The organism is Rhodoferax sp. RT5P35 (genome assembly GCF_056521385.1).
In genome coordinates, this window is the sequence record NZ_JBWMAX010000011.1 from 151618 (window position 1) to 166524 (window position 14907).

The window sequence follows — 14907 nt, forward strand, 5'->3', positions numbered from 1 at the left end:
ACGTTTAGGAGTTACCCAGAATGTCTGCTACCCATTCCGTCATGCTGCACCTGGGCGTGGGCTCGTTCCACCGCGCCCACCAGGCCGTCTACATGCACAAGCTGCGCGCTCTCGGCGATACCGGCGACACCCAGTGGTCGCTGGCCGGGGGCAATACCCGCCCCGACATGCCCGAGACCATGGCCGCCCTGGCCGCCCAAGGCGGTGCCTACACGCTGGAAACCGTCACCCCTACCGACGAGCGCAGCTACGAGCGCATCGAGTCCATCCGCCAGATCGTGCCGTACACGCCCGACCTGGCCGGGCTGATTAAGGTGGGGGCCGATGCCCACACCCGCATCATCTCTTTCACCGTTACCGAAGCCGGTTACTACCTGGATGCCAACGACCAGCTCGACCTGGGCTCCCCCGACCTGGCCGCCGACCTGGAGCGCGCCAAGCAAGGCCAGCCCGGCAGCTGCATCTACGCCGCACTCACTGCCATCCTGCGTGTGCGCATGGCCGGCGGCGGCGGCAAGGTCACGCTGTTGAACTGCGACAACCTGCGCCACAACGGCGACCGCGTGCGCAAGGGACTGCTGTCCTTCATCCAGTTGGTGGGCGACACCGCCTTGCACGCCTGGGTGCTGGCCAATACCACGTGCCCCAACGCCATGGTAGACCGCATCACGCCGCGCCCTGCGCCAGAGCTGCGGGGCCGCGTGCTGGCCGCCACCGGCTGGGACGATGGTGCTTCCATCATGGGCGAGTCCTTCATCCAGTGGGTGATTGAAGACAACTTCTGTAATGGCCGCCCCGCCTGGGAGGCCGTGGGTGTGCAGATGGTGGAGTCGGTGGCGGCGTTTGAAGAGGCCAAGATCCGCCTGCTCAACGCCACCCACAGCTGCATCGCCTGGGCCGGTACCTTGGCGGGCTATACCTACATCCACGAGGGTACGCACGACCCAGTGATCCGCAAAATAGCGTATGACTATGTCACCACCGACGTGATTCCTTGCCTGGACACGCCTGAGCACCCCTGCCCGCTGGATCTGCCGAACTACCGTGATGTGGTGCTGGACCGCTTTGGCAATGCCGCCATTCTGGATACCAACCAGCGCGTGGCGGCAGACGGTTTCTCCAAGATGCCTGGCTTCATCGCCCCTACGGTGCGCGAGTGCCTGGCCCAGGGCCGCAGCATCGACGCGGTGGCCATGCTGCCCGCGCTGTTCCTGGCGTTTCTGCAGCGTTGGCATCGGGGCGAGCTGTCGTATATCTACCAGGACCAGGCGATGGACCCCGCCGTGGCACATGCCATGTGCGATGCCGCCGACCCGGTGGTGGCGCTGGCGGGCAACGTGCCGTTCTGGGCCGAGCTGGCGGACGATCCGCGCCTGGTCGCTGCACTGCAAAAAGCCAGTGCCCAGGTTGACCAGTTCATATTGAAAGCTTGAGCTGGCTGACCACCACCCTCCCTGCCTGTGTAAGGGATAAGGGATGGTGGTAGTGTCACCGGTTCACAAGGAGATCACCATGGCCAGCCTGCGACAACGGGACCGCGAACCAGAGCTGGAACACGACCTGGGCCGCCATTTGACACTGGGCTACGAGCCGCTGGAAATGCCCGGCAGCCTGCGCTATTTAGAGCACGGTATTCCTACGCCCCTGGTGCGCTGGCACCAGCACGAAGAGTGTGAGTTGCACCTCATCGTCGAGACCCGGGGCAAGCTGTTTGTGGGCGACTACATCGGCCACTTCGAACCTGGTAATTTGGTGCTGACCGGCCCGCGCCTGCCGCACAACTGGATCAGCAGCGACGGCTCGGACGAAGTGGTCCACCTGCGCGACATGGTGTTGCAGTTTTCCGAAACCCCGCTGCGCCAGGCCGGGGCCGAAGTGGGCGAACTGCACAGCGTGTTGCCTCTGCTGGAGCGGGCCCGCCACGGCATTGAATTCTTCGACATGAGCGAGGTCGCCCGCGATGCCCTGGTGCGCATCAAAAACAGCCACGGTATGGCCCGGTATGGCGAATTCCTGATGCTGCTGGACCGCTTGGCCCGCTGCACAGATTACCGGCTGCTGTCCACCGTGCAGATGCAAAGCTTTGACGACGATGCCTCGCTGGCGCAAATCAGCGGCATCGTCAGCTACCTCACCGAGCACAGCGCCGAGCAGTTCACCATGGGCGAGGTATCGGAGCGTGTGGGCATGACGGAGAGCCAGTTCTCCCGCTACTTTCGCAAAGCCACCGGCAACACCTTTACCGACTTTGTGAACCGCCTGCGTATCAACCGTGCCTGCCAGTTGCTGATGGAAACCGACCGCTACATCAACAACGTCTGTTACGACGTGGGCTTCAATAACGTTGCCAATTTCAACCGCCGCTTCATGCAAATCAAAGGCATGACCCCCAAAGACTTCCGCCGCCAGGCCGAAGCGAGATTTGGAAACAAGAACTAACCTTTGCCCCGCTTTACCCCCTTCCCTTCCGGGGGAGGGTTGAGGTGGAGGCTTGCACCCATCCCCATCTACTCTGAAAAGAAACCCATGTATTTAGGACTCGACCTCGGCACCTCCGAACTCAAAGCCCTGTTGCTGGCCGATGACCACCGCGTGGTGGCCGTGGCGCATGCGCAGCTCAGCGTGCAGCAGCCCCAGCCCCTGTGGTCCGAGCAAGACCCGCACAGCTGGTGGCGCGCGCTGGAATCGGTGATGGACCAGCTGGCGGCTAGCCACCGTGCCGATCTGTCTGCCGTGCGGGCCATTGGCCTGTCGGGCCAAATGCACGGCGCGGTGCTGCTGGACGCGCAAGACAAGGTGCTGCGCCCGGCGATTCTGTGGAACGATGGCCGCAGCGGCGCGGCCTGCGTGGCCCTGACCGAAGCCGTGCCCGACGTGGCCGCCATCACCGGCAACCTGGCCATGCCCGGCTTTACTGCGCCCAAGCTGTGGTGGCTGCGTGAGCATGAGCCCGAAATATTCCAGCAAACCGCCCGCGTGTTGCTGCCCAAGGACTATCTGCGCCTGCTGCTGACCGGCGAGGCCGTCACCGATTGCTCCGATGCCTCTGGCACCCTATGGCTGGACGTGGGCGCACGCGCCTGGTCGCCCAAGCTGCTGGCCGCCTGTGGATTAGACGCGTCGCACATGCCCCGCGTGGTCGAAGGCAGCGAAGTGTCCGCTGGTTTGTCGGCCCACATCGCGACCCGCTGGGGCCTGCGTGCCGGTCTACCAGTCGCCGGTGGCGGGGGCGACAACGCCGCCAGCGCCGTGGGCATGGGCGTGGTGTCGCCGGGCCAGGGTTTTGTGTCGCTGGGTACCTCGGGCGTGGTGTTTTTGGCCACCGACACCTTTCGGCCCAACCCGGCCCAGGCGGTACACGCCTTTTGCCACGCACTGCCCAACCGCTGGCACCAGATGTCGGTGATGCTGTCTGCCGCCAGCGCGGTGAGCTGGGCCACCAAGCTGCTGCGTTTTGACAACGAAGCCACGCTGCTGGCGGCGGCTGCCCAGGTGTCGCCCACCGCCCGCGCCAACGCACCGCTGTTTTTGCCCTACCTGTCCGGCGAACGCTCGCCGCACAACAACCCCAACGCACAGGGCGTGCTGTTCGGCCTGACCCATAGCCATGATGCCTCGGCACTAGCCTACGCCGTGGTCGAGGGTGTGAACTTCGGCCTGTGCGACGGTTGGCGTACCCTGGCCACCGACCAGCCCATAGCTGCGCTGTCGGTGGTCGGCGGCGGTGCCCGCAGCGCCTGGTGGTCGCAGGAGCTGGCCAACACCCTGGGCGTGCCGCTGGTGACGCAAGAGGGCGGTGCCACCGGCGGGGCGCTGGGTGCAGCACGTTTGGCCTGGCTGGCCGATGGCGGTATGGAGGCCGATGTCTGCCTGAGCCCGCCCATAGCTCAGCGATTCGAGCCGGTGGCGCAGGTGGCTGCCGAGGTGGCCCGTTACCAGCGTTTCCGGGCGCTGTACCAAACCCTGCGCAGCAGTTTCCCTGGGTAGCGGCACCCCCAGGCTGCAGTGCTGCGCATTTTTCGCCCACGCCCTTGTAGGGGGCGATTCCAGCGGCCTGGCAAAGCCAGTTCCGCGGAATCTCTGGAAGGGGTGTCGCTGCGTTGGTTATGTGCTTTTTAGGCCGTTAGCGCAGGTTCCATATGCGCAAGTAGCTATTTAATTTATAGCATTGGATGGCTGGGCCACAATCGCTCATGCCCCATCCTTCCCCCGCCGACTGGCAGGTGCTCCACATCCACCCCGCCGCTCCGGCCAAACCGGCCGTGGGCGCGCCGTGCAACGGCTGCGGCGTGTGCTGCCTGTCGGCTCCGTGCCCACTGGGCATCGTGCTGTCGGGTCGGCGCAGCGGTGCGTGTGCGGCTTTGCGTTGGGAGGACGCGCAGGCCCGCTATCTGTGCGGTGCCATTGCGCATCCCGCCGAAGTGCTGGGGCCACGCTGGCGTTGGGCGGCACCGCTGCTGGCCCGTTGGGCGCGGCGCTGGGTGGCCGCAGGCATCGGCTGCGATTCGACGCTGGAGGTAGAGCGTCAGGCCTGATGCTTCTGTTTGAACACCAGATGCCGGGCCGTCAGGTAGTTGGACAGCAGGCCTGCGCAGCTACCCAAGGCCACGCCTAGCGCGGCCTTGCCGGGCAGGTCGATCCAGTGCAGGGTGGCCACATAGGCGGCGTAGTTCAGTACCGCCCCCCCCAGCATCGACACCATGTAGCGCAGGTACTGTTGCACAGCCGAAGCCGTGTCCGTTACCCCGGCCTGGAAGGTAAAGCGCCGGTTCAGCCACCAGGTGGCGGTGGCCGCAGCGATGAACGACAGCACCCGCGCCCCATACCAGCCCAAAGCCCAGGCCGAGGCATACAGCACCGCCAGGTCCACGCCCAGGCCAACGATGCCGACCATGCAGAAGCGTAGAAACTGCGGCGATGGTTTCATTCCGCGTTTAGCATGCGTTCTGCAGCGCCAGGCCCGCGTGTTCGCGCAGCGGGTGGAAATGGATTTTCGGGAAACGCTCTTGCGCCAGCCGCACATCGTAGGGCGAGGTGCACAGGTAGGCCAGGGTTTCGGCCGCATCGTGGGCCATGCGCATCGGGTAGGCATCGGTGAAGGCGCGCAGCTCGGCTGGGGTGTCGGCGGTGATCCAGCGCGCACCGGTGTACTGGCAGCCTTCCAGCCGCACGTCGGCATCGTATTCTGACTTCAGGCGGTGCTGTACCACTTCAAACTGCAACTGGCCCACGGCACCCAGCAGCATCGGCCCGCCAACGCTGGGACGGAACACCTGGATGGCACCTTCTTCGCCCAGCTGGGCCAGGCCCTGCTGCAACTGCTTGGTGCGCAACGGGTTCTTCAAAATCACCGTCATGAACAGCTCGGGCGCGAAGAAGGGCAGGCCGGTGAATTGCAGGCTTGCACCGTCGGTGATGGTGTCGCCCAGCTGCACGCCGCCATGGGTGGTAAAGCCGATGATGTCGCCCGCATAGGCCTCGTCCACCGCTTCGCGACGCTGGCTCAAAAAGGTCACCACGCTGGTCGGGCGCAGCTCTTTGGCAGTGCGCTGTACGCGCAGCTTCATGCCCGGCGTGTACTTGCCCGAGGCCATGCGCACAAAGGCAATGCGGTCGCGGTGCGCCGGGTCCATATTGGCCTGCACCTTGAACACCACGCCGGCAAACGCCTTGTCCTCGGGCTGGATTTCTTTCACCACTGGCTGGCGGTTGACCAGCGTGGTACTGGTGCGCGGCTGCGGCGGCGGGGCCAGATCGACCAGCGCGTCCAGCACTTCCATCACCCCAAAGTTATTCACCCCGGAGCCGAAGAACACCGGGGTTTGCTTGCCGGCCAAAAAGGCCTCCAGGTCCCAGGCGGGGGAGGCCCCGGCGGCCAACTCCATACTTTGCTCGGCCCCTTCAAATTCGCTGCCAAAGCGCTTCAGCAGCTCGGTGCGGTTGTCCAGGGCGATGGTCTCGAACTCTTGCGGCAGACGTTCCTTGCCGGAGTCGAATACGGTCATGCTCTGGGTGCGGATGTTCATGATGCCGCCAAAGCTCTTGCCCTGGCCCACCGGCCAGGTCATCGGTACGCAGGGCATGCCGAGTTCGCGTTCGATCTCGTCCAGAATGTCCAGTGGCTCACGCACTTCGCGGTCCATCTTGTTGACGAAGGTGATGATGGGCGTGTCGCGCTGGCGGCAGACCTCGATCAGGCGGCGGGTTTGCGCCTCTACACCGTTGGCCGCATCGATCACCATCAGGGCCGAATCCACCGCGGTCAGCACCCGGTAGGTGTCTTCCGAGAAGTCTTTGTGGCCGGGGGTGTCGAGCAGGTTGATCACGTGGTCGCGGTACAGCATCTGCATGACCGACGAGGCCACCGAGATGCCGCGCTGCTTTTCGATTTCCATCCAGTCGCTGGTGGCGTGGCGGGTGGCCTTGCGCGCCTTCACCGATCCTGCAATCTGGATCGCGCCCGAGAACAGCAGCAGCTTTTCGGTCAGCGTGGTTTTACCCGCATCGGGGTGGGAAATGATCGCAAACGTGCGGCGGCGGCGGGTTTCGGAGGCGTAAGACAAGGTGGTTTCCAGAGCAAAACGGGGCGCTGCCGGGTGGGCAGGCAACCCGAGATTTTAACCAGGGCGACCCAAAATTGGCCGGGAGCCGCAGGCACCGTTCGGTTTCTGCCATTTGCACTGCACACAAGTTGGCACACTGCTTGCATCTCAACTTGGATACAAGATGGGATGTTTCAACATGGTGCAAGCCCCAACGCAAAGCAGCGGTACCGCAGCAGCAGCCTGGTTGTCGCGCAGCGCGGGCCCCATGGCGGGCGCGGCGCAAGGCCCCTTGGCGGGCTTGCGCTTCGCGGTCAAGGACAACATCGACGTACTCGGCCTGCCCACCACCGCGGCCTGCCCGGCGTTTGCCTATGCGCCCACCGCGCATGCCAGCGTGGTGCACCAGCTGCTGCAAGCCGGGGCGTCGCTGCTGGGCAAAACTAATCTGGACCAGTTTGCCTGCGGCCTGAACGGCACGCGGTCGCCCTATGGCGCGGTGCCGAATGCGTTCAACCCCGCCTACGTGTCGGGCGGCTCCAGCGCGGGTTCGGCCTATGTAGTGGCCACCGGGCAGGTAGACTTTGCGCTGGGCACCGACACCGCCGGGTCGGGCCGCGTGCCCGCCGGGCTGAACAACATCGTCGGCATCAAACCGTCCAAAGGCCTGGTCAGCACCCGGGGGCTGGTGCCTGCCGCGCAAAGCGTGGACTGCGTGTCCATCTTCGCGCGCAGCGTGGGCACCGCCGCCCAGGTGCTGCGGGCGGCCATGGGCTACGACCCGCTGGATCCGTTTTCGCGCCCTTTGACTTTGGCCAGCAGCCCCCTGCCTGCGCGGTTCAACTTCGGCGTGCCCGACATCCTGGCTTTTTTTGGCGACACCGCAGCCGAAGCGGCTTTTCAGCAGGCGATACGCAGGCTCTGCGACCTGGGTGGCACACCCGTCACCATTGCCTACGCCCCGCTGGCGGCCGCCGCCGCACTGTTGTACGACAGCGCGCTGGTGGCCGAGCGCTATGCGGCTGTACGCGGCTTTTTCGATACGCACGAGGACGAGGTGGTCGAGCCGGTGCGCAGCATTCTGGCCAGCGGGCGGGGCTACAGCGCCGCCGATCTGGTCGATGCCCAGGTGCGGTTGCGCGCCTATGGCCAGCAGGCTGCCGCCATGTGGGGCGGCATCGACGTGCTGCTGGTGCCCACCGCACCCACGCACTACACCATTGCCGATATGCAGGCCGACCCGGTGGTGCTGAACCGCAACCTGGGCGCATACACCAACTTCGTCAACCTGCTGGACTACGCCGCCATTTCGGTGCCCAGCAGCCTGCGCGCCGATGGCCTGCCGTTTGGCATCACGCTGATCGGCCCTTGCGGCAGCGATTGGCAACTGGCCGAACTGGGCCAGCGCTACCACCATGCCAGCGGCCTGCTGCAGGGCGCACTGGATCTGCCGCTTCCTGCGCCACAAGCGCTGCCCGGCATCCAACCCCCGGCGGTGGTGCGGGTAGCAGTGGTGGGTGCGCACCTGTCCGGCATGCCTTTGAACAGCCAGTTGACCGAGCGCCAGGCCCGCCTGGTCGCCAGCACCACCACCGCTCCGGACTACCAGCTGTTTGCCCTGCCCGGCACCGTGCCGCCCAAGCCCGGTTTGCTGCGCGTCGCGCCCGGCCACGGCACCGCTATTGCCGTCGAGGTGTGGGAGATGCCGGTGGCGCACTACGGCTCCTTCGTGGCGCTGGTCCCGGCCCCGCTGGGTATCGGCACCCTGGCGCTGGCCGATGGCAGCAGGGTGCAAGGTTTTATCTGCGAGCCGCAGGCACTGGCGGGGGCACGGGACATCAGCCACTGGGGCGGATGGCGGGCGTATGTGCAAGAGGAATTGCTGAAATGACCGAACAAGAGCTGGAAACCTATGTGGATGCGGCGGCTGCGGCCATCGGCCTGCCGTTGGGCGAATCACGCTCAGGCGTACTGCGCTACTTCGCCCTGGCCGCAGGTTTTGCCGACATCGTGAATGCCGCGCCGTTGACGGTGCACGATGAATCGCCCATGGCCTTCATTCCGGTCACCCCAGGGAGCAAGCCATGACCGCCGACTGGTGGCAGCAAGACGCATCCCACATGGCCCGCGCCGTAGCGGCCCGCGAGGTGACTGCCACGCAACTGGTGCAGGCCAGTCTGGACCGTATCGCGGCCACCGACGGCCGCGTCAACGCCTTCACTGACGTGGTGCAGGCCCGAGCCTTGCAGCGTGCGGCGCAGATCGACGCAGGTCTGGCCGACGGCAGCCAGCCCGCACTGCCCCTGCTGGGCGTGCCGTTTGCGGTCAAAAACCTGTTCGATATTGCCGGGCTGCGCACGCTGGCGGGCTCCAAGATTGAGCGCGACAGCGCGCCCGCTACAGCCGACGGCCTGCTGGTACAGCGCATGGAAGCCGCCGGGGCTATCCTGGTCGGCGCGCTGAACATGGACGAATACGCCTACGGCTTCACCACCGAGAACACCCACGAAGGCGCCTGCCACAACCCGCACGACCTGGCCCGCACGGCAGGCGGCTCCTCGGGCGGCTCAGGTGCGGCGGTGGCGGCGGGGCAGGTGCCGCTGGCGCTGGGCTCGGACACCAATGGCTCGATCCGCGTGCCGTCTTCGATGTGTGGCGTGTTCGGCCTCAAGCCCACCTTCGGGCGCTTGCCGCGCACCGGCAGCTTTCCGTTCGTCACCAACCTGGACCACCTGGGGCCGTTCGCCCGCAGCGTGCGTGATCTGGCTCTGGCTTACGACGCAATGCAGGGTTGTGAAGAAAATAGCCCGTTCGTGGATGCAGGTTGTGCGCAGCGCGCTACAGAAAGTGTAGTGACCGAGCTGGATCGTGGCATCGCCGGCCTGCGCATCGGGGTGTTGGGCGGCTACTTTTTTGATAACGCCTTGCCCCCCGCCCGCGCCGCCGTGGCCACCGTGGCGCAGGCGTTGGGCGCGCGCGACACAGTGGAGCTGCCCTGGGTGGAGGCGGGTCGGGCCGCCGCGTTTCTGATCACCAATTCCGAAAGCGCGGCTTTGCACCTGGATAAGCTGCGCAGCCGCCCGCAGGACTTTGAGCCCCTGTCGCGCGACCGCTTTCTGGCCGGGGCCTTGATCCCCGCCGCCTGGGTGGCCCGCGCCCAGCGGGTGCGCCGCCGCTACGCCCAAGCCGCCGCCCAGGTGTTTGAAAAATACGATCTGCTGCTGGCCCCCGCCACGCCGTGCGTTGCCACGCCTTTAGGTGCCGAGCGGCTGGACCTGAATGGCCGCGACCTGCCGCTGCGGCCCAACATCGGTGTGCTGACGCAGTCCATCTCCTGCATCGGCCTGCCGGTGTGCGCTGTGCCGGTATGGGGTATGGACCCGCAGTTGCCCCATTTGCCCATCGGCGTGCAGGTGATTGCCGCACCCTGGCGCGAAGACCTGGTGCTGCGCGCCGCCGCCGTGCTGGAGGCTGCGGGCATTTGCCGCGCGCCCGTTGCACATCTCTGAAGGAAGCCCATGGACTACCCCATCAATCTGCCCGAAGTCCTGGCCGAAGTGCAGGCCGTTTTCAACCGCTACGAAGATGCCCTGGTGCACAACCGCGTCGAGGTGCTGGACGAACTGTTTTGGGACAGCCCGCACACCTTGCGGTTTGGTGCCTCCGAAAACCTCTACGGTTTCGATGCCATCCAGGCCTTCCGCGCAGGCCGCCCGTCCCAGGGATTGCAGCGCCAGTTGCTGAAAACCGTGCTGACCACCTACGGGCAGGACTTTGCGACGGCCCATGCCGAGTTCCGGCGCGAAGGCAGTGCCACCACCGGCCGCCAAAGCCAGACTTGGCTACGCACGGCCCAGGGCTGGCGGGTGGTGGCCGCGCATGTCAGCCTGCTGTGATGCGCCGGGTACGCCGATGAACACGCAAGTGCAATACGTCGATGTGCACCGGGTGCTGTGCAGCGGCCCTGGCGACCTGGGGGGCGTGCAGACCTTGGTCGACAGCGGTGCGCTGCGCCCGGCCGATATCGTGGCGGTGATGGGCAAGACCGAGGGCAATGGCTGCGTCAACGATTTCACGCGTGACTTTGCGGCCAGCCGCTGGTGCGATTTCCTTAGCCCGCACCTCGGGTGTTCGCCCAGCGAAGTCGGGCAGCAGGTGGCATTGGTGATGTCGGGCGGCACCGAAGGCGTGCTGTCGCCCCATTTCACGGTGTTTTCGCGCCGCTGGGTGGCCGCCGAGCCGCAACAGCGTGGCAAACGCCTGGTGGTGGGCGTGGCGCATACCCGCGATTTTTTACCCGAAGAGATAGGCCGCAGTGCCCAGATCGAGTGCACTGCCGCCGCCGTACGGGAGGCCATGCAAGACGCGGGTATCGCCGATGCCGCCGACGTGCATTTTGTGCAGATCAAATGCCCGTTGCTGACGTCCACCAAAGTGCATGCCGCGCTGCAACGCGGCGCTAGGCCGGTCACGCACGACAGCTACGAGTCCATGGCCTATTCCCGTGGGGCCTCGGCACTGGGGGTGGCGCTGGCCCTGGGCGAAATACCGCCTCCCGTGGATGCGGCGGCGCTGCTGTCGGATTGGTCGCTGTATTCGGCTCGGGCGTCTGCGTCGGCAGGCATCGAGCTGGAAGCCAATGTGGTGATCGTGCTGGGCGAAGCCGAGGGCGCGGCATCGCCGTACCGTATTGCCCATACCGTGATGCGCGACGCGGTGGACGCGGCCAGCGTGCGCCAGATGCTGCGCGCGGCCCTGGGGCTGGACAGCGATGGTGCATCGGCGCTGCCCGGTCTGGTCAACCTGCTGGCCAAGGCCGAAGCCAGCCCCGATGGGCGGGTGCGCGGGGCGCGGCACACCATGCTCAACGACTCTGACATCAACGCCACCCGCCACGCACGGGCTGCTGTAGGGGCAGTGCTGGCCTCGGTAGTGGGCGATACCGCCCTGTATGTGTCTGGCGGGGCCGAACACCAGGGCCCGGCCGGGGGTGGGCCGGTCGCGGCGATTGTGCGGGTCGGCCCGCTGGGCGATGCCGGAATGCCCGCACGTTGAATGCCATGGAGGCCCGATTCTTTTACCAGCAGGCACGCATTTTGCATCCCTTCTTGTATCCAAGAAAGATTTAGTTTTACGCACCGTTTTGATCCACCCCACGCTTTCACCACCGAAAGGACTGCCATGACCACCTTCAACCGCCGCGACTCCCTCAAAACCATCGCCGCCCTGGGCGCTGCCAGTACGCTGGGTGGCCTGGGCAGCCTGGCCCGGGCGCAGACACCGCTGACCATCGGCGTGATCTACGTCGGCCCGCGCGACGACTACGGCTACAACCAGGCCCATGCGCAAACTGCTGCCGAGATCAAAAAGCTGCCCGGCATCAAGGTGGTGGAAGAAGAGAACGTGCCCGAAACCTCGGCCGTGCAGAAAACCATGACCGGCATGATTGCCCAGGACGGTGCCAAGCTGTTGTTCCCCACCTCGTATGGCTACTTTGACCCGCACATCCTGGCGCTGGCTCCCAAGTACCCCGATGTGCGCTTTTCGCACTGCGGCGGCATGTGGACCGAGGGCAAGCACCCCAAGAACGTCGGCAGCTTCTTTGGCTATATCGACGAATGCCAGTTTTTGAACGGCGTGATCGCCGGGCACATGAGCAAGAGCGGCAAGATCGCCTTCGTGGCGGCCAAGCCGATTCCGCAGGTGCTGCGTAACATCAACGCCTTCACCCTGGGTGCGCGCTCGGTCAAGCCCGGCATCACCTGCAGCGTGATCTTCACCGGCGACTGGTCCATGGCCGTCAAGGAAGCCGAGGCCACCAACAGTCTGGCCGACCAGGGCTGCGATGTGTTCACCATGCACGTGGACGGCCCCAAAGTGGTCGTCGAGACCGCTGCCAAGCGCGGCAAGATGGTCTGCGGCTACCACGCCAGCCAGGCAAAGCTGGCCCCTAACGCCTACCTCACCGGTGCCGAATGGAACTGGTTCACCGCCTACAAAACCGCCATCGACGCAGCCCAGTCCGGCAAGCCGCATCCCAATTTCCTGCGCGGCGGCCTGAAGGAGGGCTACGTGAAGACCTCCCCCTACGGTGCCATGGTCACCGATGCGGCCAAGAAGCAGGCCGACAGCACCAAAGCGCTGATGGTGGCGGATCAGTTCGACATCTTCAAAGGCCCGATCAAGGACAACAAAGGCGCGGTGGTCATCCCCGCAGGCAAGGTCTTGAAGCAAACCGATCTGGTGCTGGAGAGCATGAATTACCTGGCTGAAGGCGTGCAAGGCAGTTTTTAAGCCGCTGCCATGAAAGACATCCTGCTGCCGACCTCGGCGATTGCGCTGGCGCTGCTGCTGTTTGGCGTGTTCGTCTGGTTCGCCGGGGTCAGCCCATTGGACATGTGGCTGACGCTGTTCAAGGGCGCGTTCGGCGACTGGTTCTCCTGGCAAAACACGCTGCAGCGCGCCGCACCGCTGATGCTGACGGCCCTGTGCGTGGCGCTGCCTGCACGGGCCGGGCTGGTCATCATCGGCGGGGAGGGCTCTTTGGTGCTGGGCGGGCTGGCCTGTGCCGCCGCAGGCACCTTGCTGCCGCTACCGGCCAATCTGCTGGGCACCGCGCTGGTCTGCGCCGTGGGTGCGCTGGCGGGTGCGCTGTGGACCATGCTGGCGGGTTGGCTGCGGCAGGCGCGCGGCATCAACGAGACCATCAGCAGCCTGCTGCTGGCCTACATCGCCATCGGCATCTTCAAGCACCTGGTGGAAGGCCTGCTGCGCGACCCGGCCAGCCTGAACAAACCCGCCACCCATTCCCTGCCCGAGGGCATGCTGATCACCGGCATTGCGGGCTCGGACGTGCACTGGGGGCTGGTGCTGGGTGTGTTGGCATGCGTAGCCCTGGGGCTATGGCTGCGCTGGACGGCATCGGGCTTCTCGATCCGCGTGGTGGGCGGCAACCCGCGCGCGGCGCAATTGGTGGGCCTGCCCGCCACGCAACTGATTTTGACCGCCTGCGCCCTGGGCGGGGCCGGTGCCGGGCTGGCCGGTGCGGTGGAGGTGGCGGCCGTGCACACCAATGCCAATGCATCGCTGATCTCGGGCTACGGCTATGCGGGCATTCTGGTGTCCTTCATCGCTCGGCACAACCCGGTGGCCATCGTGCCGGTGGCCATTCTGTTCGGCGGTTTTGGTGCAGCAGGCAGCCTGCTGCAACGCCGCCTGGGCTTGCCGGACGCGTCGGTGATGGTGCTGCAAGGCATTGCCTTTGTGCTGATCCTGGCCAGCGAAGCGCTGCGCGACGTGGACTGGAAAACGGTGTTTGCCAAGATGCGTAAACCGGTGGAGGCTGTATGAGCGTCGCGCCGGGCCGTCCCCAGCAAGCTCGCGGTCCCCTCGGGGGGCAGCGAGTACATGCAATGCCGAGCGTGGGGGTAACTTTATGACTGCAGACCAATGGGTGGCGTTGTTTGCCGGAATTGTTGGCGGGGCCTTGCGCGTCGGCACGCCGTTTCTGTTTGTGAGCCTGGGCGAATGCCTGACCGAGAAATCCGGCCGCATCAACCTGGGGCTCGAAGGCGTGCTGGTGCTGTCGGCCATGACGGCTTTTGGCGGGGCCTACCTCACCGGCTCCCCCTGGTTGGGCGTACTGGCCGGTGCCATGGCGGGGGCGCTGCTGGCGACCTTGCACGGCGTGCTGTGCTCGCTGCCGGGTGTCAACGACGTGGCCACCGGCATTGCGCTGATGCTGCTGGGCACAGGGCTGGCTTTCTATCTGGGCAAGCCCTTGATCCAGCCGCAGGCACCGCAGATTCCGGCCATCGCCCTGGGCGGTTGGAGCAGCTCCACTGTGGTGCAGTCGGCCTTGCAAATCAACGCGCTGCTGCCCATTGGCATCGCCCTGGCCGTGGGCCTATGGTGGGCGTTTGCACGTACCCGCTGGGGCTTGCTGGTGCGGCTGGCGGGCGACTCGGCCAATGCCACGCGGGCGCTGGGCTATTCGGTGTCGGGCATCCGCATCGCGGCCACGGCGGCAGGGGGATTCATGGCGGGCTTGGGCGGCGCATCGCTCACCTTGTTTTACCCCGGTAGCTGGAACGAAGGCATCTCCAGCGGCCAGGGCCTGATTGCGGTGGCGCTGGTGATCTTTGCGCGCTGGAGCCCGCTGCGCTGCGTGGGTGCGGCCCTGCTGTTCGGCGGTGCCGGGGCGATTGGCCCGGCCATGCAGTCGGTGGGCATCGGCTGGGGCTACCACCTGTTCAATACCGTGCCCTATGTGCTGACCCTGGTGATTTTGGTCATGACCTGCAAGCCCGGGAGCGTAGCCGTGGGCAGCCCGGGCGAACTTTCTTCAACCCGTTAGGAGAATCCT

At 65.7% G+C, this 14907-nt stretch carries 14 protein-coding genes; 12 read left to right on the plus strand and 2 right to left on the minus strand.

Going from position 1 to position 14907, the window contains the following annotated elements:
• Window positions 1-20: 20 nt before the first annotated feature.
• The 4 genes from dalD to AC097L_RS17810 all read left to right on the plus strand — a co-directional run bounded on the left by dalD (window position 21) and on the right by AC097L_RS17810 (window position 4535).
• Window positions 21-1433 carry a D-arabinitol 4-dehydrogenase gene (gene dalD, locus AC097L_RS17795; protein WP_479587872.1) on the plus strand — a complete coding sequence of 471 codons (1413 nt, stop codon included), beginning with the start codon at window positions 21-23 and terminating at the stop codon, window positions 1431-1433.
• 79 nt (window positions 1434-1512) lie between these two features.
• Window positions 1513-2439: an AraC family transcriptional regulator gene (locus tag AC097L_RS17800; RefSeq protein WP_479587873.1), complete on the plus strand. Its 927-nt coding sequence runs from the start codon at window positions 1513-1515 to the stop codon at window positions 2437-2439.
• 87 nt (window positions 2440-2526) lie between these two features.
• Window positions 2527-3987, plus strand: coding sequence for a xylulokinase (gene xylB, locus AC097L_RS17805; protein WP_479587874.1), 1461 nt, complete (start codon window positions 2527-2529; stop codon window positions 3985-3987).
• A 206-nt stretch (window positions 3988-4193) separates the two neighbouring features.
• A complete protein-coding gene (locus tag AC097L_RS17810; RefSeq protein WP_479587875.1) occupies window positions 4194-4535 on the plus strand; it encodes a hypothetical protein in 342 nt (113 codons plus the stop codon).
• Here AC097L_RS17810 and AC097L_RS17815 read toward each other — a convergent pair.
• Window positions 4526-4927 carry a GtrA family protein gene (locus tag AC097L_RS17815; RefSeq protein ID WP_479587876.1) on the minus strand — a complete coding sequence of 134 codons (402 nt, stop codon included), beginning with the start codon at window positions 4925-4927 and terminating at the stop codon, window positions 4526-4528. The two genes, AC097L_RS17810 and AC097L_RS17815, sit on opposite strands and share 10 nt — an antisense overlap.
• 7 nt (window positions 4928-4934) lie before the next feature.
• Window positions 4935-6563: a peptide chain release factor 3 gene (locus AC097L_RS17820; RefSeq protein WP_479587877.1), complete on the minus strand. Its 1629-nt coding sequence runs from the start codon at window positions 6561-6563 to the stop codon at window positions 4935-4937.
• A gap of 163 nt (window positions 6564-6726) precedes the next feature.
• On the opposite strand from AC097L_RS17820, the gene atzF reads away from it, so the two are divergent.
• From atzF to AC097L_RS17860, 8 genes are all read left to right on the plus strand, one after another.
• Window positions 6727-8433 carry an allophanate hydrolase gene (gene atzF / locus AC097L_RS17825; protein WP_479587878.1) on the plus strand — a complete coding sequence of 569 codons (1707 nt, stop codon included), beginning with the start codon at window positions 6727-6729 and terminating at the stop codon, window positions 8431-8433.
• Window positions 8430-8630, plus strand: a complete 201-nt coding sequence (locus AC097L_RS17830; protein ID WP_479587879.1) for a DUF4089 domain-containing protein — start codon at window positions 8430-8432, stop codon at window positions 8628-8630. Before atzF ends, AC097L_RS17830 begins: the two co-directional genes overlap by 4 nt.
• Window positions 8627-10051 (plus strand): AtzE family amidohydrolase, encoded by a 1425-nt coding sequence (locus AC097L_RS17835; protein WP_479587880.1) that lies wholly within the window; start codon window positions 8627-8629, stop codon window positions 10049-10051. The genes AC097L_RS17830 and AC097L_RS17835 overlap by 4 nt, the downstream gene beginning before the upstream one ends.
• Window positions 10052-10060: 9 nt before the next feature.
• Window positions 10061-10438 (plus strand): oxalurate catabolism protein HpxZ, encoded by a 378-nt coding sequence (gene hpxZ / locus AC097L_RS17840; RefSeq protein ID WP_479587881.1) that lies wholly within the window; start codon window positions 10061-10063, stop codon window positions 10436-10438.
• A gap of 16 nt (window positions 10439-10454) precedes the next feature.
• Window positions 10455-11597: a cyanuric acid amidohydrolase gene (atzD, locus tag AC097L_RS17845; protein WP_479587882.1), complete on the plus strand. Its 1143-nt coding sequence runs from the start codon at window positions 10455-10457 to the stop codon at window positions 11595-11597.
• Window positions 11598-11723: 126 nt separating this feature from the next.
• Window positions 11724-12836, plus strand: a complete 1113-nt coding sequence (locus AC097L_RS17850; protein ID WP_479587883.1) for a BMP family ABC transporter substrate-binding protein — start codon at window positions 11724-11726, stop codon at window positions 12834-12836.
• 9 nt (window positions 12837-12845) lie between these two features.
• Entirely contained in the window at window positions 12846-13892 is a 1047-nt protein-coding gene (locus AC097L_RS17855; protein WP_479587884.1) for an ABC transporter permease, read from the plus strand.
• Between the two features lie 85 nt (window positions 13893-13977).
• Window positions 13978-14898 carry an ABC transporter permease gene (locus tag AC097L_RS17860; RefSeq protein WP_479587885.1) on the plus strand — a complete coding sequence of 307 codons (921 nt, stop codon included), beginning with the start codon at window positions 13978-13980 and terminating at the stop codon, window positions 14896-14898.
• The last annotated feature ends 9 nt before the right edge of the window (window positions 14899-14907 follow it).

Bases quoted from the DNA above. Each gene is read 5' to 3' on its own strand.
- dalD (WP_479587872.1), top strand. From the start codon at position 21: ATGTCTGCTACCCATTCCGTCATGCTGCACCTGGGCGTGGGCTCGTTC.
- AC097L_RS17800 (WP_479587873.1), top strand. From the start codon at position 1,513: ATGGCCAGCCTGCGACAACGGGACCGCGAACCAGAGCTGGAACACGAC.
- xylB (WP_479587874.1), top strand. From the start codon at position 2,527: ATGTATTTAGGACTCGACCTCGGCACCTCCGAACTCAAAGCCCTGTTG.
- AC097L_RS17810 (WP_479587875.1), top strand. From the start codon at position 4,194: ATGCCCCATCCTTCCCCCGCCGACTGGCAGGTGCTCCACATCCACCCC.
- AC097L_RS17815 (WP_479587876.1), bottom strand. From the start codon at position 4,927: ATGAAACCATCGCCGCAGTTTCTACGCTTCTGCATGGTCGGCATCGTT.
- atzF (WP_479587878.1), top strand. From the start codon at position 6,727: ATGGGATGTTTCAACATGGTGCAAGCCCCAACGCAAAGCAGCGGTACC.
- AC097L_RS17830 (WP_479587879.1), top strand. From the start codon at position 8,430: ATGACCGAACAAGAGCTGGAAACCTATGTGGATGCGGCGGCTGCGGCC.
- AC097L_RS17835 (WP_479587880.1), top strand. From the start codon at position 8,627: ATGACCGCCGACTGGTGGCAGCAAGACGCATCCCACATGGCCCGCGCC.
- hpxZ (WP_479587881.1), top strand. From the start codon at position 10,061: ATGGACTACCCCATCAATCTGCCCGAAGTCCTGGCCGAAGTGCAGGCC.
- atzD (WP_479587882.1), top strand. From the start codon at position 10,455: ATGAACACGCAAGTGCAATACGTCGATGTGCACCGGGTGCTGTGCAGC.
- AC097L_RS17850 (WP_479587883.1), top strand. From the start codon at position 11,724: ATGACCACCTTCAACCGCCGCGACTCCCTCAAAACCATCGCCGCCCTG.
- AC097L_RS17855 (WP_479587884.1), top strand. From the start codon at position 12,846: ATGAAAGACATCCTGCTGCCGACCTCGGCGATTGCGCTGGCGCTGCTG.
- AC097L_RS17860 (WP_479587885.1), top strand. From the start codon at position 13,978: ATGACTGCAGACCAATGGGTGGCGTTGTTTGCCGGAATTGTTGGCGGG.